Annotated in this window: 16 protein-coding genes; 2 read left to right on the top strand and 14 right to left on the bottom strand. The window is 45.8% G+C overall.

All coding sequences use genetic code 11. From position 1 onward, the window contains the following. Window positions 1-16 precede the first annotated feature (16 nt). The 3 genes from MUK70_RS20630 to MUK70_RS20620 all read right to left on the bottom strand — a co-directional run bounded on the left by MUK70_RS20630 (window position 17) and on the right by MUK70_RS20620 (window position 4,155). The gene (locus MUK70_RS20630) at window positions 17-2,491 is read right to left on the bottom strand and encodes a TonB-dependent receptor (protein ID WP_234654933.1); all 2,475 of its coding nucleotides are present in this window, start codon (window positions 2,489-2,491) and stop codon (window positions 17-19) included. Window positions 2,492-2,676: 185 nt separating this feature from the next. Beyond that, window positions 2,677-3,504: a sugar phosphate isomerase/epimerase family protein gene (locus MUK70_RS20625; protein WP_234654932.1), complete on the bottom strand. Its 828-nt coding sequence runs from the start codon at window positions 3,502-3,504 to the stop codon at window positions 2,677-2,679. A 222-nt stretch (window positions 3,505-3,726) separates the two neighbouring features. Then, window positions 3,727-4,155 carry an META domain-containing protein gene (locus MUK70_RS20620; protein WP_234607868.1) on the bottom strand — a complete coding sequence of 143 codons (429 nt, stop codon included), beginning with the start codon at window positions 4,153-4,155 and terminating at the stop codon, window positions 3,727-3,729. A gap of 287 nt (window positions 4,156-4,442) precedes the next feature. Between MUK70_RS20620 and MUK70_RS20615 the strand changes: the two genes are divergently transcribed. Further along, a complete protein-coding gene (locus MUK70_RS20615) occupies window positions 4,443-5,303 on the top strand; it encodes an AraC family transcriptional regulator (protein WP_234607867.1) in 861 nt (286 codons plus the stop codon). A gap of 84 nt (window positions 5,304-5,387) precedes the next feature. On the opposite strand, the gene MUK70_RS20610 is transcribed toward MUK70_RS20615, so the two are convergent. The 10 genes from MUK70_RS20610 to MUK70_RS20565 all read right to left on the bottom strand — a co-directional run bounded on the left by MUK70_RS20610 (window position 5,388) and on the right by MUK70_RS20565 (window position 19,323). After that, complete coding sequence (locus MUK70_RS20610; RefSeq protein WP_234654931.1) at window positions 5,388-6,824, bottom strand: Gfo/Idh/MocA family protein; 1,437 nt, start codon at window positions 6,822-6,824, stop codon at window positions 5,388-5,390. 24 nt (window positions 6,825-6,848) lie between these two features. Continuing rightward, the gene (locus MUK70_RS20605) at window positions 6,849-7,691 is read right to left on the bottom strand and encodes a ThuA domain-containing protein (RefSeq protein WP_234654930.1); all 843 of its coding nucleotides are present in this window, start codon (window positions 7,689-7,691) and stop codon (window positions 6,849-6,851) included. 45 nt (window positions 7,692-7,736) lie between these two features. Continuing rightward, window positions 7,737-8,177, bottom strand: coding sequence for a BRO-N domain-containing protein (locus MUK70_RS20600; RefSeq protein WP_234654929.1), 441 nt, complete (start codon window positions 8,175-8,177; stop codon window positions 7,737-7,739). A gap of 28 nt (window positions 8,178-8,205) precedes the next feature. Beyond that, window positions 8,206-8,994, bottom strand: coding sequence for an SDR family NAD(P)-dependent oxidoreductase (locus MUK70_RS20595; RefSeq protein WP_234654928.1), 789 nt, complete (start codon window positions 8,992-8,994; stop codon window positions 8,206-8,208). 41 nt (window positions 8,995-9,035) lie between these two features. After that, on the bottom strand, window positions 9,036-10,235 hold the full coding sequence (gene uxuA / locus MUK70_RS20590; RefSeq protein WP_234654927.1) for a mannonate dehydratase: 1,200 nt from the start codon (window positions 10,233-10,235) through the stop codon (window positions 9,036-9,038). 56 nt (window positions 10,236-10,291) lie between these two features. Continuing rightward, window positions 10,292-11,668, bottom strand: a complete 1,377-nt coding sequence (locus MUK70_RS20585; RefSeq protein ID WP_234654926.1) for a DUF3748 domain-containing protein — start codon at window positions 11,666-11,668, stop codon at window positions 10,292-10,294. Between the two features lie 4 nt (window positions 11,669-11,672). Further along, window positions 11,673-13,898 carry a hypothetical protein gene (locus tag MUK70_RS20580; protein WP_234654925.1) on the bottom strand — a complete coding sequence of 742 codons (2,226 nt, stop codon included), beginning with the start codon at window positions 13,896-13,898 and terminating at the stop codon, window positions 11,673-11,675. Between the two features lie 71 nt (window positions 13,899-13,969). Next, window positions 13,970-15,139 carry a sialidase family protein gene (locus MUK70_RS20575; protein WP_234654924.1) on the bottom strand — a complete coding sequence of 390 codons (1,170 nt, stop codon included), beginning with the start codon at window positions 15,137-15,139 and terminating at the stop codon, window positions 13,970-13,972. A gap of 6 nt (window positions 15,140-15,145) precedes the next feature. Then, the gene (locus tag MUK70_RS20570; RefSeq protein WP_234654923.1) at window positions 15,146-17,401 is read right to left on the bottom strand and encodes a ligand-binding sensor domain-containing protein; all 2,256 of its coding nucleotides are present in this window, start codon (window positions 17,399-17,401) and stop codon (window positions 15,146-15,148) included. After that, the gene (locus tag MUK70_RS20565; protein WP_234654922.1) at window positions 17,398-19,323 is read right to left on the bottom strand and encodes a PfkB family carbohydrate kinase; all 1,926 of its coding nucleotides are present in this window, start codon (window positions 19,321-19,323) and stop codon (window positions 17,398-17,400) included. Before MUK70_RS20565 ends, MUK70_RS20570 begins: the two co-directional genes overlap by 4 nt. Before the next feature lie 582 nt (window positions 19,324-19,905). On the opposite strand from MUK70_RS20565, the gene MUK70_RS20560 reads away from it, so the two are divergent. Continuing rightward, on the top strand, window positions 19,906-20,448 hold the full coding sequence (locus MUK70_RS20560) for an RNA polymerase sigma factor (RefSeq protein WP_234654921.1): 543 nt from the start codon (window positions 19,906-19,908) through the stop codon (window positions 20,446-20,448). A 52-nt stretch (window positions 20,449-20,500) separates the two neighbouring features. Here the strand turns inward: MUK70_RS20560 and MUK70_RS20555 are convergent, their stop codons facing one another. Continuing rightward, window positions 20,501-21,118, bottom strand: coding sequence for a hypothetical protein (locus tag MUK70_RS20555; RefSeq protein ID WP_234607856.1), 618 nt, complete (start codon window positions 21,116-21,118; stop codon window positions 20,501-20,503). Window positions 21,119-21,189: the final 71 nt, after the last annotated feature.

The following is a 21,189-nucleotide window of genomic DNA, read 5'->3' as shown; positions in this document are numbered from 1 at the left end:
GAATAGTTACATGCTATCAGAATGTATATGAAATCGTTGCCATAAAATTCCTCGGCGCTCCTGGGAAAAGGCGCAGATAATCGTAGCCGCCTACCCAATAAGTTTTGTTGGCCAGGTTGTTCAGGTTCACCTGGAACTGGAATTTGTCGATCTTATAATAAATGGCGCCGTTCAGCAATGCGTAGCCGGGCAATGTCTGCGTGTTGTTGATGGACACGTTACGCTCGGTCACAAAGTTTCCACCTAAGCCGATCCCGAATCCGCTTAACGCCTCGTTCACAAATGTATATTTGGTCCAGATGCTTCCCTGGTTTTTTGGTGCATTTGGTTTTTGCTTGTTAACCAGCACCTGATCCGTTGCCCGGGAGCCTGCATCGGTGATTTTGGCATCGTTGTAACTGTAAGCGACGATCAGGTTCCAGTTTGGAAGAATGTTCCCGGTCACGTCAAATTCAACACCTTTTGCAATTTCTCCGCCGATCTGCTGCATTAAGTTCGGGTTTTCAGGCGCGTTGGCTGAGTACAGTGTGTTGCTTTGCTCGATCTGATACACCGATGCATTGGCGGTTAGCCTGCCATCGAGCCATTCCGTTTTTAAACCGGCCTCATACAAGCTGCTGCGGATCGGATCGAATGGCCCGCCGGATAACGGATCGCTCTGCACGGTGGCATCTTGCGGATTGTAGCCCTTCGTGTAAGTTCCGTAAACGTTGATGTTGCTGGTAAGCGTATACACTGCTCCGATACGCGGTAAAAGTGCGTGCTGCGTTACGTCCTGCTCCTTACTTGTCGTGTAACCTTTTTTATCAATATAGGTGTCATAGCGCAAGCCAAGCAGGATTTGCAGACGATTAATCTTCAATTGTTCCTGTAAATAAAGACCATGCAGCTTGTAAAAAACAGGTGTTGTGGAGGCGTTTGTTACCACATTATAAATGTATTTGGAAGGATCTTCCATGCTGTTGTTTTGCAGCGACAAGTCGTAGTGCGAAATATTCGGCTTTGGAATGCTGCGTGTTACGCCATTCTCCGTATAATCGTAAAAAACATACTTTTCAGGTGTTTTGGCATTATAAGCTCCGGCTCCACCTGCTTTGAGTAAATAACCGCTCGCCGTTTGCTGACCCGAGCCTTTCGGCGTTACGGATTGAATGTAATCGTAACCTGCAACAACTTTATGCTCAGCAATTCCGGTGTTGAAATTATGGTTCAGGAACAGAGAAACATTGTCCATGAACGATTTTGTTTTTCTGACAAAAACTTGCCTTGCAACCAGGTTATCTATCACTTTTCCAGCTGAGTCCACAGCATTGGTATTACTGCTTCTGTGTTCCAAAAGATCTTCGGAATAACCGGTTCGCAGGTAAGCAAGATTGAATGATGTGTTTTTGGTAAATTGATGATTTAGTGACGTGGTGATCAGGTAAGTTTCTTCATTCAAATAATCATTCACCGCATTCAGCGAAGTTTTGATCGAGCTGGAATAAAGGTCATTTCCTTTTACAGATTGTCCACGGTCCAGGCGGCTGTTCGAGCGGTTGTATACGAGGTCGAAGTTGATGCGTGTTTTGTCGGTCGGCAGGAATGATACGGATGGCGCGACGATGATGTTTTTGTCAAATTGTAGATTACGGAAGCCTTGGGCATTTACATAACCCAGATTCAGGCGGTAAAGCAATGTTTTGCTTTCGTTCATCGGGCCTGTGAAGTCGGCCAGTGTGCGTAATGTGTTGAAACTACCGGTCGTAAACGTTAAGGATTTTTGTGGCGTGGTCAATGGTTTTTTGGTCACGCGGTTGATCGTTCCACCCGGTGAAGTGTTTCCATATAATGCGGATGCAGCGCCTTTAATTACTTCAACCCTTTCCAGATAATTCACGGGTGGCTGTTTCCAAAACCCTGAAAATGTCCTTAATCCGTTCACCAATTGCGTTGTGCTGCCGCCGTTCATGCGGAAACCGCGGATAGTAAGATCGTCGTAAAATGTGAATTGATTCACGCCGCTCATATTTTTCACGGCATCACCCATCAGGAATGTTCCCTGATCGCGCATTACTTCCTTGGTAATGTAACTGATCGCCTGCGGCACTTCCTTGATCGGCGTTGCGGTTTTGCTGGCGATGAATGAGAGGTCATTTTTGTAATTCGATTCCCTGTTGCCAGTGATTTCTACGGCTTGCAATTCCTGCGCGTCTTCGGTTACAGTAATTTCCAACGTGGCGGTTTTATTCGCTTTTACAGAAACGGTCTTATCGATGCGTTTGAAACCAACTCCCGTTCCGATCAGCTGATAATTGCCTTCATTCAGTCCTGAAAATTCAAAGGAACCATCAGCAGCTGTGACGGTTCCTTTGCCTGTTCCTTTCAAAATAATGTTGACGGATTCGGCGCCTTCGCCGGATCCGGTCTTGATTTGTCCTTTTATATTGCCGGTCTGGGCACTTGCAGCCGCGCAGATTAGCATGAAGAATAGTAAAAATTGTAAGCGCATAATTTTGTATAAATAAGAACTTCCCTCGATTTGGCAAGCAAAAGTAGTCTTATTTAGACTAATGCAAAATAATAATGCGGCAGATTTTTAACCATTATACGCCGAAGCGCAAATTCATTTTAAATGTTCAATTTTTTCTTTTGATTTTGCTTGATTTCAGTCAGTTGTCGCTGGCAGAAATGTGCTCAGGACAAATTTGATTTAATAAAAGCCAGCCCATCCCGCATCAGCTGTTCTTCCGATTCAAACATTTTGCGCCAAATGTTCGCTACCGGCAGTTTCTGACTAAATGCTTCAATGCTGATCCAGCCGTCGTAACGGATATCCTTAATCGCTTTGAAAACACCTTCCCAATCTACATTTCCTTTTCCGGGCGTAGAACGGTCATTTTCAGAAAGTTGGATAAATGAAATGCGGTCGCCAGCCTTGCGCATGGTGTCGCCAATGTTCTTTTCTTCAATGTTCGCGTGGAATGTGTCGAACATAATCTTGCAATGCGGGTGATTGACCTCGTCTACAAAGCGGATCAGCTCGTCACCGCATGAGGTAAGATAAAGCTCAAAACGATTGAGATATTCGAGTCCTAATGTAATGTCCAGGGATTCCGCATAATCCGCCACTTCGCGAATGCCTTCGATCGCCCATTGCCATTCTTCCGGCGTTGCAGGCTGGCCGGTGAAAACGCCTAATGCAGAATGGTAAGGACCCATTAATTTAGTAGCACCGAGCACAAGCGAGCAATCCAATGCGCTTTTCAAATGGTCGATCGTATGTCTGCGCATGGCAGGATCGGGACTGATCAAATGTTCTGATGGACCGCAAATGGTGTCTGTCTCACAGGCAAGCCCAAGCTCGTCAAGCTTTTTGCGGAAATTAAACCAATGTGCAGGATTTGTATTAAAAATGGGGACTTCTACGCCGTCAAAGCCAATTTCTTTGATCAGTTCGAGGGTAGGGAAAAGGCTGTCGTCTATTTGTGGGCCCCAGAGGAGCAAATTCATACTGTACTTCATCAAAATGGTGTTTGGTCAGGGAATGCCTGCTAAGATGCACACAATTTTACAATAAAAAACCCCTTCCGATTTTACCTGATTTGACAAATACCAACCGCATATTGATCTTTTAGCAACATCAGCAAAGAGATTAAGGCGAAATTCCGGAAAATCTGATATAGGAAAAAGGCAGCCTGGATCGCGAGATCTCAGCTGCCTTTTTCAATATTTCTTCATACACACTTATTGTACTCTGCTGAATATCATTTGATTGTTGTTCTCGTAGTACAACACGAGCCGGTTCATTTTCAGGTCGTACAGGTTTACATTTGGCAAAGCATTCACAAATAAGTTTCCCCATTGCGTTTCCGCTCTTTCTGTTCCGCCGCCGCCCATTTGAATGGTATTTTGCTGCGCAGTTTCATAGAAGCCCGTCAAAATGTTGGTAGAAGTTGTGCCTTCGAGCTCACCTTTTTCTTTAAAGATGAGACTAATGGGCATTTGTCCTTTGGCTAGTGCAGGCTTTTGAATAGTGTCAGAATTTTGTACTATACTTTGGAGCTCCCATTTCCCGGTGAGTTCCATGTTACTGCTGATTGTGGTCGTTTTTCCACAGCTTAGCAGGGCAAATATGCCAAAAAGTAAGGTTAAGAGAGGGGTAATTTTCTGCATGACGGCTTAAATGCTACTAATTGAATGTATAGGAATACCACCATATATAAATGGTTGGAATGGAGTTTACGAGCATTCTCATATTAAAAAAGTATGCCATCTTCTAACATAGTTTTCGAAACCGTGCACGCTGCATTCCTTTTGTTACAACGATAATACCGTAGAATTCTTTTGCCGTTACCTAATTGATTTTGTCCGACAATTAGCAAGTAGAATTCTTTACTAGTCGTATTTTGATACCAATATGCTAGTTTTGTAAAACTATAAGGTAAAATAAGGCAGGTTTTATGAAGGCGCCAATCCATAAAAATATTGAAAGCCAGGTTAGGACGGTGACAATCCAGGAGCTGAAAGCACCTCATTTCGATCCTAATTGGCATTTTCATCCGCATTACCAATTATTTACTGTATTGGAAGGGACGGGAAAGCGCCTGATCGGCGATTCCGTTCAAACTTTCGGTCCTGGCGATACGGTTTTCCTTGGACCTGACGTTCCCCACTTGTGGCGGAGTGACGCTGCTTATTTCGACACCGGTTCATCGTTGCTGACACATGGCGTTGTTTTGTACTTTCAGGAGGATTTTCTTGGAAAAGATTTTTTGGATAAGCCCGAGATGCTGGCATTGAAGCAATTGCTGCTGGATTCAAAACGCGGCATTGAATACAAGGGTGAATTACGGAGCCATATCCGCGCCGAATTAATGTCGATCATGCATTCGGAAGGGTTTCAAACCATTATTCAATTGCTGACATTGCTGGATAAGCTTGCCCACGAAACGGGCGGTTCGCCCATTTCCAGCTATGGTTATGTCAACACGTATAAGGTTTCGGAAACCGAGCGCATGCATAAGGTGCACAATTATGTGCTGCAGCACTTTTCGCAAGAGATCAGATTGGGAGACGTAGCATCTTTGGCAGGAATGACCGAGGCGGCTTTTTGCAGATATTTTAAAGCCAGATCAAACAAGACCTTTATCGATTTTGTCAATGAGATCCGCATCGGGCATGCTTGCAAATTGTTGCTGGAAGATAAGTGGACAATCGCGCAGATTGCCTATGACAGCGGTTTTGACTCTTTATCCAATTTTAACAGAAACTTTAAAAGATACATCGGGCATACTCCGAGAGAATACAAAGGAAACTATTAATCAATCAATTAAAAACTTTGCCCCGGGCTTAAGCCCGGGGCAAAGTTTTTAATTGATTGATTTTATTGACTGGCAGCAACTGGTTTATCCTTTCACATAGTTTGTCCCATATGGGCCGCGTTGCGGCCTGGATAATGTTGCATTTGCTTCTTTATCACCAATATATTCTTCTTTTTTCGGGTCCCATTTCAATTTACGGCCTAATTTCATCGCTGTATGCGCAATCAAACAGGCCGAGCAAGAGCGCTGTGCGATTTCTGCATGACTCACTGTTTGTTTGCCATTCTGAATGCTTTCCAACCAGTTTTGGTGTTGCTCGGGGCTTTCGTACAAATGAATTTCATCCGCCTGGATTACCGAGCCGAGAATTTTGGGATCGCTTGCATAAAAAGCTTTGTTTTCCTTCGCTGCGGCAGCTGCACCCGGATCGGAAGCTGTTACGCCCACATTACCGCGCGAAACGAAGATCCAGCCGTCCGTTCCTTCGAATTTGATCCCATTTGGGTTGGTGCCACCGATTTCCATTTCAACCCCATTGGCATATTTGGCATTGACCAAAAAATCGCCGTGGACATTCCATAAGCCGGAATTGGAAGCCGGGAAAGTTGCTTTCCCATCAATTTCAATGGGTCCGGTAAGCTCGGTGTCCATGCCCCAATGCGCAATGTCGATGTGGTGTGAACCCCAGCCAGTGATCATCCCCGCACCGAATTGCTCTAAACGCAGCCAGCCCGGACGGTCATTAATGTCGGTTTGAGAATGCACCCGATCCAGCGTATAATACACCTCGGGTGTTGAGCCGAGCCACATATCGTAATTCAAATTTGCAGGAACCGGCATTTTCTCCGTGTTACCGCCCGCCGGATCGCCTGGTAGGCCCACATAAACCTTTTTCAGCTTGCCAATGCGGCCATTACGCACCAGCTCACAAGTCCTTTTGAATTGAGGCCAGGGGTTCATAGACCGCTGCTGACTGCCCAATTGAAACACCACCTTCTTTTTCTTGATCATATCCGCCATCATCCGGCCTTCCTTGATTGTCAGCGAAGTGGGTTTTTGCATATAAATGTGCTTGCCCGCAACAGCCGCTTCCATCGCAGGCTGCGCGTGCCAGTGATCGGGCGTGCTAATGATCACCGCGTCTATTTCTTTGTTGGCCAAAAGCTCCTTATAATCGTCATATGCTTTTACATCTACATAATTCGCCTTGCCTGTTTTATCTGCATATTTCTTCTCAATCCACTGTTTACCTTGTGCAAGTCGGTTTTTATCCACGTCCGCCACGGCCATTACATGCGCAACTTCGTTTTTCAAAACTTCTGGCAAATCGTGACCGGTTGCAATGCGCCCGATTCCAATCTGGCCAATGTTAATCCGGTTGCTAGGCGCGAATTTGCCAAAAACACTTGCCGGAACAATCGTCGGAAACATGGATGCCGCGATAATTCCGGCTGTTCCCGTAGCAGCGCTTTTCAGGAACGATCTTCTGTCCTGACTGTTTTCTTCTTTTTGATTTTTCATTGGATTCAGGATAATGTTTTGATGTTACTTTTTACGCACTTCATCTGTCGGGCTTGTTGCATAGGCCTTGCTATAATTTCGAGCCTTTTGCGGCCCGATTGCCCATTCAATGGCTCCCAGAATATGTTTTCTCAGATCTTCCTGCTCATAATCCTCTTTCTGATGTCCGAGCGAAGTATAAAATGCGCGGCCACCGTCGTACTCATGCCACCAAACCGAAGGGAACACAGTCCCGAATGTATCCAGCGCCTTTCCGGCTGGTTTTTGAATGGTTGTATGGTCGTTAACGGCTAGCACGTTCAGGTTCACGCCCATTTCTTTTACAAAATAAAACTCATCCGTTTTGCGGTCCCATTTGGCTGGTAAATGTGCTAATGAAGGATTTTTGGAATCCAAAACATTAACTGTAAAGCTTTGCCCGGGCTCATGCCAGAAGAATGTCCCGCCCAGCATATCTTTAAACCATCTCCACTTCCGCTCAGTCCCTGAGGCCGAGTGCAATCCGACAAAATTCCCGCCAGCCTGAATGTAGCGCATCAATGCAACGCGCTGTGCATCCGTATCAAAAACATCATTATTTGTGTTTGAAAAAACAAGCGCATCATATTGTTTCAAATTCTCATCCGTAAACTTGGCGGGATCCTCACTCACATCCACGCCAAACCCATGTTGTTTGCCCAAAGCCTGAATCGCCGCCACCGAAGCAGCAATATTATCGTGTACATAACCCTTGCCATTTTTGGTGTAAATAAGGACTTTGACCTTGTTCCACTTGATTTTTTGAGCGTGGGTATTCGATATTGTCGAACTTAGCAACAGAATTGTAAAGAGAAGATAAATAGGTTTCAGGAATTTGTCTTGCTTCATAGATATTTGGGTTGGAATTGTTGATTTCTTCTAAGTGAAGTTTGGTTATTGCAGTTCATCAGGTTTTCGAACATTTGCAAGTATTTTCGCATTATCTCGGCTGACAATCTTCTTCCCGGTCTTGGCTTCAATTTGTTTTCTCGTATTTCCGGCAATGCTCCCGCCGGTATGTGCAATTTCTTTACTTTCGTCAAAAGTGGCTGGGAGTTTCGACTGAATAAGTCGGAGCATTTGTTCTGTATCCGCAACATCTGTCAGGTATGACTTCCCGTCCGTAGCTATCAATTTCAGTTGACTACAAACTGTAGTCAACTGACTTCCTTCCTTTTTCAGGCGTCCTTTCAAAACACTCCAGTATTTTCTAGGATTTGGACTGTCAGTTAAAATTCCGACTATATCAGTAATGGCAAAAAACCACTTTTCAAGATCAGAATCCCCGTGGCTCCTAATCTTCTTTTGATCAAACATCTTTATCCTCCTTTCCATAGTATGTGATTATTGGTTGTTTCAATCATCAAAACCCAATCGAATTCCCGCCATCCACTGGCAATGTAACGCCCGTGATGAATTTAGCTGCGGGGGAGGCCAGGAAGACGGTTGCCCAGCCAATATCGTCCGGTTTTCCCCAGGTGCCCATAGGCGTGCGGTCCATCGCTTTGTCCCGCCGGGACGGATCACCATTCATGGCGGTGAGCATCATGGGCGTTTCTATAAAACCCGGAGCGACAGCATTTATCCTTACATTATAAGGAGAAAATTCGGTGGCCAGCGCCTTAACCATCCCGCCGACGGCAGATTTGGAAGCTGTATAGGCCACGACGCGGTCGATTCCGTACAATGCGGCCATGGATGTAATCATGATAATAGAACCTTTCTCGCGCGCGATCATGCGTTTGCCGCATTCTCTGGTTACAGCGAACACTGCGTGTAAATTGGTTTGAATAACACGGTCGAAATCCTCGTCGGTGACTTCAATGGCATGTTTTTTCATGTTAATGCCTGCATTATTGACCAGGATATCAATCGGCCCGTGCGCTTCTTCAATGGCGGCGATCAAGTCGGGAATGGTGCTTAGCTGCGTAATGTCATTTACAAAATAACTCGCATTAGTGCCTAACAAACCCACAGCTTCTTGCAAAACTGCTTCCCGGCGGCCCGTAACGACTACTTTTGCGCCTGATTGGATCATGGCCTGCGCAATGTAAAAGCCAATTCCACTCCCGCCACCGGTTACCAGCGCCAGTTTTCCGTGGAGCGAAAAGACGTTCATTGCCGCTGCATTATTGTTATCAATTTCAGGCATTGCTATAAAATCGTAAGTTGAGTAGAAAAATAGGTTTTGTTTTAAAAGACGACAGAGCGCTTAATGCCCATTTCGAGCCCGCGAAGCTCTGCTAATGCTTTCAATCGCCCGATGCCGGAATAACCGGGATAAGTTTTCTTGCGCAGGTCATCAAGCATTTGGAAACCGTGATCAGGGCGCATGGGAAGTTCATGGTCCTGATAGCCAGCGTCTTTTCGTTTTTGCTCTTCTGCTAACAGGGCCTTTACAACTGCGTACATATCCACATCGCCATACAGGTGCGGTGCCTCGTGAAAATTTCGGGTGCCATCTTCACGCTTCGTTGTTCTTAAATGCACGAAATGAATGCGGTCACCGAATTTTTCAATGATATTGACAAGGTCATTATCGGCCCTTACGCCCAGCGAACCTGTGCAAAATGTGATTCCGTTGGCCCGAACATTACAGGCTAGCATTAATTCGGCAAGGTCAGCTTCGGTGCTGACCACTCTTGGTAACCCCAGCAATGATCTTGGCGGATCGTCGGGGTGAATGCAGAGGTTAATACCAAGCTCTTGTGCAACCGGAGCGACTTCCTGGATGAAATAATAGAGATTTTTACGCAGCTGCTTGTCGTCAATGTGCGCGTATGCGTCCAGGTAACTCTGGAAATGAGTGAGGTCGAAAGCTTCTTCGGAGCCTGGTAAGCCCAATAAAACAGTATTGATTAAAACAGAAATTTCGTCCGCAGACATCTTCTCAAACTTTTCGAAAGCCGACTGTTGGGTCTCCGGTTCGTAATCCGCAGCTGCGTTGGGTCTGCGAAGAATGCAGAGGTCAAAAAGTGCGAAATCTTCCCATACAAAACGAAGGGTTTTGTGTCCTTCCGGCATTGTATAGTCGAGCTGGGTGCGCGACCAGTCCAACACGGGCATGAAGTTGTAGCAAACGATCTTGATCCCGCAAGCCGCCAGATTTACTAATGACTGTTTGTAATTTTCAATGTAAAGTTCTCTGGAAGGAAGGCCTTTTTTGATGTGCTCATGAACAGGAAGGCTTTCAACGACCAGCCATTTTAGCGAGGTGAATTGTTCGTTACCGGCTTCAATCAGCGTTTTTCGTTCCTCGATCGCTTCTGCTGACCACACATCTCCCACTGGTATCTGATGTAGCGCACTCACAATTCCGGCGCACCCGGCCTGGCGTATGTCCATCAATGAGACGGGATCATTCGGCCCGAACCAGCGCATGGTATGAATCATAGGATAATTTGCATATTAAGTTATAAATATGCAGACGCAATTGCTTGCGCTTTCCCCTACATCGGCACTTCAACGACAAATATTTGCTGGGAAGCTGCCTCGCCCTCTTTTTGTGTTAAACGATTGGATGCTAAAATTTTACCATCGGGAGACCACACCAAATTAGATGGCGCCGGGTTGGCAGGTTGTGTAAGTTTTAGGATTCTTTGCTCAAAAGGCGCGTTGCCGGGTTTGCAGAGCGTAATGCTTCCCTCGTGTATGTAGCTCACTGCACTTCCATCCGGACGCCATCTCACGTTTCCCGAAACATTAGATTCGTGCGCTGTGAGCTGGCGTGGATCGTCTCCGAAAGGAGAGGTCAGGAATATCTGTTCAACGCCGTTATCATCTTTTGCAAGATAAGCAAGTGAAGTTCCGTCCGGCGAAGAACGCACAATGCCCGTGCATCCGGGATATTTCTTTTTTGATGTGAATGTCAGCCTCCTTTGGATTGCTCCTCTGGGCGGCATCGGGAAATCATCTTTTGTTCCTTCCAATGGCCCTAACTCACCTGGCTGCGTAATGTCTTCCGGAATGTCAACGATGAACACTTCATTAACTTCCTTTCCGTTTACATCTTTTACAACACCAATAAATGCTCTGGCGAGCTGCCTTTCGCCGTTTTTAAGTAAATAACCATTCGTCCCGACCCAACTGTCGCCCGCGGCATGACTGATCTGATCGCTTCCAGGCGCAGGATCAGGCACCACCCGAACAACTAATGTGCTGAACCATTCACCCGATACATTTTCGTCGTTTTTATCGACATTAACACTCCTTATATTCTTCGAAACACCAATGGTGCGCAGGTTTCTTTTTTGACCGGTTGAATCCTCCAATGCTTTGAGGATGGCATCATTATAAGTAAAACCGATCCAGTTTCCGTCGCCACTCCATTCGTGCCGGTGCGTTCCGCCGCGCAATGCGCCTGGTGTGAACGGAAAAGTCACATCCCGCGCGTCCATGTAAATAGGAACGTTCGGATTTGCGTCTTCAATGATGACGCCCGTTCTCCGCCATTGCTGGTAAGGGTTCTCCTTGGTGCTATTCGCCAAACCGTGGATAAAAACAACCGCTTGCTGCACCGGGCTATAACTTACCGCGCCGGCTCCCGGACCCCATATTTCATTGTTTTTTATTTCAAGAAGAACCTTTTTCTCGCCGGTTTCAATGTTGACTTTCTCAATTTTTGCTGACTCTGCAATGCCTCCGCTATCTGTTCGGGTGTCATAAACCAGCCATTTCCCATCGGGCGAAAAATTGTCGTTGTTATCCAGGTCGTGATGGTAATGGTAATCGTCGGTAATCTGTTTTTCTTTCAGATAGGAGTCAGTTTGGCACGACAGCATCGAAAATAGGATTAATGTGGTGAGCGAATAACGTTGAAATGGCATGAGGCTATTTTTGAGGTGCGCTGATCACACCCAGATAACGGCCCATCCAGTAAGGCAGAAGCCAGATATCACCCGCACTATACTCCGCATCGCCCTCTTTTCCTTCCTGGTCGAGGTTGAACATATTGGCATTATGACGCTGAACCTGGCGCTCATCGGGCGGCAGCACTTCTTTTGTGGTTTGCCTGCGGAAGTTAGGGGCGATCAGCTCAATGTCTTTTCGGTGACTGTTTTTAATGCTCCAATCGATCAGATCCAGCGGGTGTTCCTGCAAATACCAGACGGCTTCCTCGAGATCAAAATCTTTTACGCCGGTTAGTGCCGTGAAAATGTTCCAGGCGCCTTCTTTCTCGGGACGTTCAATTTCCCAATGGTCCAGGATCTGTTGCTTGTATTTTGCTTTGAGCGTATCATTGAATGCGTAGCGATAAAGACCCCAGTAACCCACAAAGTACATTTCGTCGTCCGAATGGTTCCAGCCGTCAGACATTTGTTTGGCATGTTCATCCGCATTTTCGGGCGCCATGCCAATCACTTTCATGGGACGCATCATGTTTTCGAAGTAGCCGTGCTTATTCATTAATTCAAATGCTTTGGCTTTGTATTTTTCCTTTTTGGTAAAATGGTAAGCGGTCTGCAGCATGGCAACAATGTTGGACGAATTCAGCTTCCGGTCGCCCACATTAATCGGGAAAGCATTTACATATTCAGGGTTCCACTTGCCCCACATGGTTGGTTTCCCGTCAAAATCAATCAGATAGAAGTTGTTTTTAACTATGTGTGACATGACCGTGTCGATAAGCGCCACTGCCCGTTTTTTCATAGCGGGATCGTCCACAAGCTCGGCCATAGCACCGAATGCAAAAACATGCCCGATAATTTCATCACTGCTGGTTGTGGATTTCCAGTCCCATTCTTTTACAGGCGAATGTTGCCAGCGCTCGCTGTCGCTTAATTCTTTGGCGTGTCCGGATCTTTCAAATGACCTTGCAGGAAAACCGGGAATGCCCGTTACCGAATATAATCTTTCCATCGCATCCAGGGATTCGCGGCAATTTTGCAATGCTTCGGGATCTTTGGTTACGGCATAGCGGAAAATTTCTCCGCCAAGATACATGGAAGTCCAAAGACCGTCATTGTCAGAATCGTCCATGTAGCCGGTAGCAATGTTTCCATGGTCCATCTTAACCCGCGAAGCATTGAACCCATTTCTGATATGTCGCTGCCGGACCTGTTTTTCATAGACCAGCGCCTTCTCTTCCAGCGACATGGATTGGAAAATAATTTTTCCCAGTCCCTTGTTTGTTAGGAGTAACACCGAATTTTTGGGCCCTTCAGCAATGTCGGTCACCTTATTGCCCGGCAGCCAGCGCTCACCATAGTAATAGTCAAATTTCCCGTCAGTCCGAAGCGCGAACGCACCTTCATCAGATCCGAACCAAATGCGGTTGTTAATCTCCTTCACAGCCGTTATCTTATTAACCGGCAGTTTCCTGTGGATTTCTCCGTTTTGTTTTTTTGAGGCAATATCAAAAAGCAAATAGCCCTCAGCGGTTCCTATCACGATGTTTTTTCCCTTGTTAGCAAGGTCAAATGCTGTGAAATCGCTTCCTGCAAATGCTTTTGTCAACACATTATTCCCAACAGAAAGATTATAGAGCGATTTGTTTCCCAAAATCCAGAACTGATTTCCCATGCTCTGGAAAACAATGTCCAGGACTTCATCTTCGGGTAAGGCGCCATTCCAGATACTCTTTGAATCCTTAACCAATTGCAGCGATTTTCCATCGGAGATTAGGAAGGCGAAATCATTCCCGCCTGCAAAAATGCGGGCTTTTGGTAATGTATGTTGCGAGAAAAGCTTTCCAGCCCAGGCATTGCTCAGAATCAATGATTCCGTCAGATATACATGCTGGTTTTGATATGAGCCGATGGCAACGATCTTTTTGTCACCCATAAACCGGTACGAATTATCTGTACGAATGTTCCCCGGAAGTAAAAATTGGCCGTTTTCAGTGTGTAGCAGGCCACTTTTGCCCAGGATCTGGACATTCTCATTCCGGTCGGCGATAACTTGCTGCAAATTCATTCCGTCATTTGCGTAGAACTTAATGCTGTAATCCTGCTGGAACGGCCTGTCCTGGTGAACGGTCTGGGCGAAATTTTTGCCCGCAGACAATGTGCCCAGCGCGATGGCAAATGAAACGAGAGAAAGAATGTTTTTAAGCATTAATTATGGTTGGTTTAGGAGTTGCTTTAATGTTCGCACGAAGCGGAGCTTCGCGCAGGCGCACTTGGTTTTTATAACAGCTTAGGATCAACAACTACGTATTTTATTGATTTTTTGCCTTTTTCGGGATGGTGGGAATAGGTCATATGCAACAAACCATCGGGAGTTTGGATCAGGGACGGGTAGGAGTAACCTCCTTTTTTGGACTTGTCGTATTCAATCCAGCCTCTTTTCCAGGTTTTACCTTCGTCCGCTGAAATTCTCAGGCTCAGTTCGTAGCGTCCATCATCGACATCATTGCCTAAAAAAGCCCATTTGCCATCATTCAAAACTAAAAACTCCACGCTGGCTGTGTTGGGAATATCCATTTTTTGCGTTGCTGTCCAGCTCTCGCCTTTATCCGCGGATTCGCTGTAATGTACACGTGTGGGCGGGTCTCCGCTGTCGCGCATGAAGGCGACGAGGTTGCCGTTCTGTTTTATCCCCAGTGCAGGCTGGATCGGGCCGCGTCCTACAATGGGCAGGCCGGGGCGCCAGGTCGCGCCATGATCTTCCGAAATGGCGGTCATGGAGAGGTTGTAACCATCGGAGTAAAGAGGCAGTATGATCCTTCCGTTTTCCATAATCAATGGTTTTATCCTGGTCATCCAGCCGATGCTGCGTTTTACGGGGTCTTTGGCCGCTTCCATGATCATGCTGTCGTAACGAGGCGCATATCCCGCCCAGCCTGCATGATTTTCTGGTAAATTCTTGAATTTTTTCTCAATTTCCGATGCAAATTTATCATCCGGTTTTAGCAGAATATTATCCTGCCAGGTCCAGTTTGGAGCGCCATCACCATTGTAATCTATTGCTGTTTTTGTTCGTAAAATGGATTGTTCCCAAAGATTGGCCTGCACCGCAATCCAAACCAGAAACAGCTTTCCCTGGGCATTCAGGAACAAAACCGGGTTGCAATCGGGCAGGTGCGGGGTGTCGGCCATCAGGAATGGTTGGCTCCAATTTTTGGCGCCTTTTTTTAGTCTTGCACCCATAATGCGCACGTCATCCGCCGTGCGTTCGCCGCTTCCCTGGAACCAGGCGACCAGGAAGTCGCCGTTGGGCAAGCTTACGAGGCTGCTGCCGTGAACATGCTTTTCCTGTTGCGGAAAAATGAGCATTTGTTGCTTAATAGCGCTGTTTTGAGCAAAAATGACCGTTGTGCAAGCACACCAGAATAAAATCGGTAAGAATATTTTCATGCTAAATTATTTGATCATGTTCATATAACGGCCCATCCAGTAAGGCAGCAGCCAAAAGACCGGCTCGCGCTCTACTTGCGGGTTTCCGCCCGCCAAGGTCCACGGGTTTTTGTCCCAGCGTACCGTCATGCGCACACTGGCCGGTTGTAATGCATTCACCTGCTGGTCTTCCAAAACCGGCGTTCTTACAATTTTAATGTCTTCTCTTTTGCTATGGTCAATTGGCCAGTCGATCAGATCGAGCGGGGTGTCGACGAGGAAATCGATGGAGTTGTTGAGCTCCGTTTTTTGGCCTGAGGAATAGCAATATATGAAGTTAATGAGCGGATTATGGTCTGCTTTTCGTTTTTCAAACCATGTATTCAAATGGTCTTTATAAAACTTCAATCGCTCCGGATCTTTCTCACATTTAAGCATGATCGGGTAGAGATAGGCTTGCAGCACAATATCGAAGTAGATAAACCACGCGGGGTTCTGGTTGGTTACTTCCGACATGTTTTGAAGATAATTTTCTTCCTTAATAAGCCTTAGATACTCATTTTCGTATTTTTTATCACCGGTAACATGGTAAGCCAGCTTAATGAATGCCAGCACTTCCATCGAATTTTGGTTGCGGTCGGGGAGCCATTCGGGATCACGGTTCAGCTTGTCCGGCGACCATACAGACCAGCGCGTATGCGTGCCATCGACGTCCACCAGGTTCAGGTTATTTTTTATTAGATGATCCACAATTCTTGCAACGTGTGCTGCAATGACCTTTTTTTCATTTGTGTCAGCTACTAATGTGTAGTAGAAATAATAACCAAACATATGACCGCACATTTCGTCGCTGCTCGTGTCACCCTTCCAAAGCCATTTTCCATCTTTGGATTTGTGCCAGCGCACTTCTACCGGCTTGAACCGCGGCTCTTTTACAAGTTCATCGGCTTTTTCCCGTTCGGTAAAGGTCCTGTTGCCGTCATGCACATTTTCCCAGTGTGCCGGCACGATGGTTCGGGCAAAGAAGCCGTCGGTATCTGTCACTTCCTGCAATAATTTAAGGAAACTAAAAGCTTTCGCTGCATTGGCTTTTGCTTCCGGGCTTTTCGTTACCGCATATCTGAAACTTTCCATCGCAAGATAATTTCCGGTGTATTCACCATCGTTATCATCATCTTCGGGCTGCCACGAGGTCGTGTCGCCCGGAATGCGTAAATGCGCCTGTCCCGCAATCCATGGTGCACGAATGTGCCTCTTCATTAATATATCATAGAAAAAATCGCTTTTCTGTGCCAGCGTCATGGCTCTTTTGCGGATTGCGCTCACACCTTTCGGCGTCGCAATCCACGCTGTCCCTTCTTTGTCAAAAGCGATTTTATTAACCTGATCATCCATTAGCCAGCGCCTGGAAAAGCGCAACGAATGGCTGCCATCAGGCTTGTAACGTACAATTCCCGCCTGCGTGCCTACCCACATGGAGCTGTCCGGCGCGTAACGCACGGTGGTCACGTAAATCGATGGAATGCCGTTTTCGGGTTTAAGCTCTTTTTCTTTTTTATCAAGCCCGCGAATGGTGACGCCACCGAGCCCGCCGACCCAAAGTTTATTGTTCCCATCCAGAGCCAAGCCCTTTGCATAGCCGCTGATCAGCGCATCAGTTTGATAGTAATGATTCAAACCGTTTTTTGTCCAGTGATACAATCCCACGTCCGTGGCAATCCATAAGCCCTTGTTTTCATCCGAAATCACATCTCGAACGGATCTTGAAATGATGTCATTTATCTTTTGGAAGCCTTTCCCCTGGTTCAACCAAAATCCATTCGGGCCTAACGCATACAAGCCTTCTTTTGCAGCACAAATAGCTGAGATCGGGCCCTGAGGGCCGTTTGCTTTTTTCAGCTCGCCAGCTCTATAAGAGAATAATCCGTTCCATGTCCCCAGCCACATTGTGCCGTTCTGATCACATGCTACGGCGTAGGCAGGGCCATTGTCGCCGCTGCTGATCATATTGGTCCATTCCCGGCTTTCTTTATTTTTTTTAAAGATCCCTGCGGCACTTGCTATCCAGATATTGGATTCCTGGTCGGGCGCAATGCTTCGAACTTCATTTTCAACAGTTCCGTCTCCAACGGGAAATGCTTCGTGAAATTCCTGGATAAAGGGTTTGTCTTGATAAACAAGATTCGCAATTTCCTCACGCGGCTCTTTTTTGCAGGCTGCCACCAGCACTATGGAGAGCAGCAAAAGGCACTTTTTAAGAAATCTTTCCGCGTGGCCGTTCATGCGTCCGCGTATTTTACATTTTCCTGAAAGAGGAGGGTTATGAGTTTTTTGTATTGAGAAAAATCGGGAATGAGCAAATGTGCGCCCGCTTTTACCAGGCGAGGCCGTTTGGCCGGATTATGGCCAAAACGCTGCACTTCATTGCTGGTGATGCCCACAGCAATGCCGCCTGCGCGCCTGCCTTCCCGAATTTCGTCAGGGCCGTCGCCAAAAACAGCCAGTTCATTTCCTTGCAAATTGTTGTCCTTAATGATCTTTTCAATGATCATCTTTTTGGAAAACTTGGTGTAATCTTTTAATGCCCCATAAATCCCGCCGTCAAAAAGGTGCGCATAACCCAGCATTTCGGCTTCGTGTTTGACGTCTTCCGCATCCGTTCCGCTGGCCAGATACATGATTATGCCCCGTTCCTTCAACTCTTGCAGAAATGCAACGGCGCCTTTCATGGTGTAATCTTCCTGGCCAAGCTCTCCGGCGGCCAATTTTTCCATCCGCTTGTTGACCATCTCCATTAAGCCGTCATTATATAGGGCTTTGTACTGGAATTTGTCCAAAATTTCATGCTCAGGCACATAACCGCATTCGCGCACCAGATTGACCAAACCTTCCATTTGATAAATGGTCTGAATCCCGGTCGTTTTGTGAATAAATTCTTTGACCTGGCCCAAAACCTTATGAAATGCGTGGGCATCAACTGTGCCATAATGTTTGCCCAGTATCGCCTTCATCATTACCGGCTCCATAATTTCTTCCCAACCCTGGCGGAGTGAGCTGATTGTGCCGTCGTGATCAAATACGGCGTAGCGGATCTGTCCAAGCTTTTCCAAAACATTGGGTTCGCACAATTCAAATTCACTGTCTTGTAAATACACTGCGCTGCGTTCATTTTCAGCGAGATCTGCGTTATAGATGAAATCGGGATCCTGACTTACTGAAAGAATTTCCTGCGCATTTGCAGTGCCGGTTGTATAAAGTTTCTGAACAGTAACCGCCGCCGCGAAATTGCCAAAAGTAGCTGCCTCCATGGAATTAAAACCAGCTGCCAGGCAAAGTGTAATGGCACTGATGGCTGTATCGCCGGCACCAACGGTGTCCAATTTGCTTTTAAGCTGTAAACCCTGGACTTCCTGAGCGCCCGTTTTATCAAATGCGATTATTCCGCGTTCACCGCAAGTCACAAATACGGGTTTTTTGTATTTTTCGTACACCTCACGGCCATATTTTTTCACATCGGTGATGGGTACGTTATCATCCGGGTTTAAGGCTTGACCGTTGAGCGAGGCTATTTCACGGTCATTGCATTTAAGGAATGTATTTTTAAAACGGTCATTGAAATGCCTCGAATCCAGCATGACGATCTTGTTATTATATTTCTCAAAAAGCGTATTGGCCTGCCCGATAAAGGATTCATTGTTAATGCTGCCGGTCACTTGCTGATTGAAAATCACCGCATCCGATTCCTGTAACGCTTGTTCGATCGCTGCTAGTAATTTTTGATCCGTTTCTGTGCTGCGTTCATTGTATACACCGAAATCAATGCGTGGTTCTTCTTGTCCGTCAACCAGCCTTTTGAGATAACTATATGTATTGAAATGTTCTTTCTGAACAAAAAGAGCGGTTGTGTTTGCCCCCAGCTTTTCCAGCTGTGACCTTAATTCCCTTCCCTGCATGTCGTCGCCGATGGTGCCGATAACCCGAATTTCAGCCGGATTCAGTGCGGATAAATTGGCCACAACATTGGCGGCACCGCCAGGCGTATAGTAATGTGTGGCAACTGCCTGTGCCTGCAAGCCCGTTTCAATAGAAATTTCCGATCCGCGCTTATCCATAATCCAGTAAGAATCAAGGCAGAAGTCGCCGTAAACAGCGATTTTGGCTATGGAAATTTTTTCAATGATATGTTGGATGCGGCTTAGGTCCATGGAAAATGATGCTGCTTGATTGCGGATTTGGAAATGGTTTGTGGGTTCCTTTTTAGGATATATACTGTTTATCCCAAATGGCGGGCTATCCGGGTGCGCCGCATTTTGCGCAAATGTTATAAAATTGTTAACTGCTGCCTCGGACTGCTATTTGATAAATTCTGGTTTCAATAGTAAATGCTGATAAGAAATGACTGATAATGAGAGCATATACCAGCCCTGCTCCGTTTGTTTATCTAAATATTAATAAAACAGGATTGCGCAAAATGAAGATATTTTTACGCAATTTGCGATTTGAATCTGAAAATCTAAGCGTAGATTTATCAAAGAATAACGAATAAGCCACTCAACATAAAACTTTACCAGCCCGAAGAAAAGCAAAATTTACAATTGCTTTGGTAAGTTTTGACCAATGAAATTTTAAAAGATAACCTGACTATCAATTTTATATCAATTCTTTGACGATATAATTTTGGGATAGTTGTGATAGTACAATATCAAGAAATAAAGTTGTAAAAGAAACATTCCTTTGCGAATAAATACACGTATTAGCCCTTTTATATTCGATAAACATCTACAACCGTGGCCTATCCTGACGAAAACACCCTGAGAAAAGTAACGCAAGGCGACGAACAGGCTTTTGCTGAACTCTACAATTATTATAAAGCTCCTGCTTTGCGGTTCACCACGTCTTTATTGAAAGATGAAGAAGAGGCGGAAAACATGGTTCAGGATGTTTTTATTAAGATTTGGGTTAAAAGAGACCATATTAAGCCCGATTATAATTTTAACTCTTATCTGTTCACTTGTTTACGGAATATGGCATTCGATCATTTCAAGAAATTGGAAAAGAATGAGCTGCTGCGAAAAAATTATATGGAAGTCATCAGATCGGCCGAAGAGGATGAGAAAGAAGAAAGCGAAAGGAGGATCAATCTGGTCGTGGCGGCCGTGGACTCGCTTTCTGTGAAAAGGAAACAGATTTTGAAACTGAATATCGAAGAAGGAAAATCTTATCAGGAGATCGCGGAGTTTTTAAGGATCTCTAAAAATACAGTGAAAAATCAATTGGTAAAGGCCAAGCAGATCCTGAGAGAAAAAGTTGATTTTGCCACAGCATTTTAAGCTTCGCCGAAAAGGACATTAAAAAAGCAGAAGCGTCGAGCTTCTGCTTTTTCTATTTCAAATCGCCTAGTTTGGCGAGATCCAGATCTTTTAATGCGTCTTTAAGTTGATCCACCGTAATGTGATCGCCCTGTACATTGACTACGAAGCGGTCGGCTACCAGCACATTCAGTTCGCCGTTTTTGCCCTCGTTGTCATATTTTTCGAAAGCTTTATAACCGTCGATCTTGGTCGTTTTTTCGTAACCTGTGGTTGTTTCCTTATCAATTTCAGCCATCGACCAGCCTGCCAGCGCCATTGTTGAAACCCCGGCTATGCCTCCGGTGTCAACGATTTCAATGTCCAGGTTTGCATCTCCGTCGCCTTTATACTTAGCACGAGCTGTGGAAACAGTAAATCCCATTGCACCGGATTTTTCACCTGTGGCCTCTGTACGGGACATGCCGCCGATTTTCTCCGGCATTAACTCTTTCAGTTTTCGGAAGTCGATGGGATCAACTGCTTCGCGGCTGCCCATTTCTTTGGCTTTATCAGCGAACGCCTGCAATGCATCTACGGCGGATTTTTCTACCTCTTTTTCATCCACTTGCTCCTCTTCCTGCTTCTTTGCGCAACTGCTTATTAACACTGCAGACGCAAGAACAAATGATAGAATAAACGATGTTTTCATCTTCCTGGGTTTAAATTCTTTCAATAAGAACTCAATTTAATCAAAAAACAAACCCATGAAACGCTATCAAT

The organism is Dyadobacter chenwenxiniae (assembly GCF_022869785.1).
GTDB lineage: Bacteria > Bacteroidota > Bacteroidia > Cytophagales > Spirosomataceae > Dyadobacter > Dyadobacter chenwenxiniae.
This window is presented reverse-complemented; position numbering and strand designations above follow the sequence as displayed.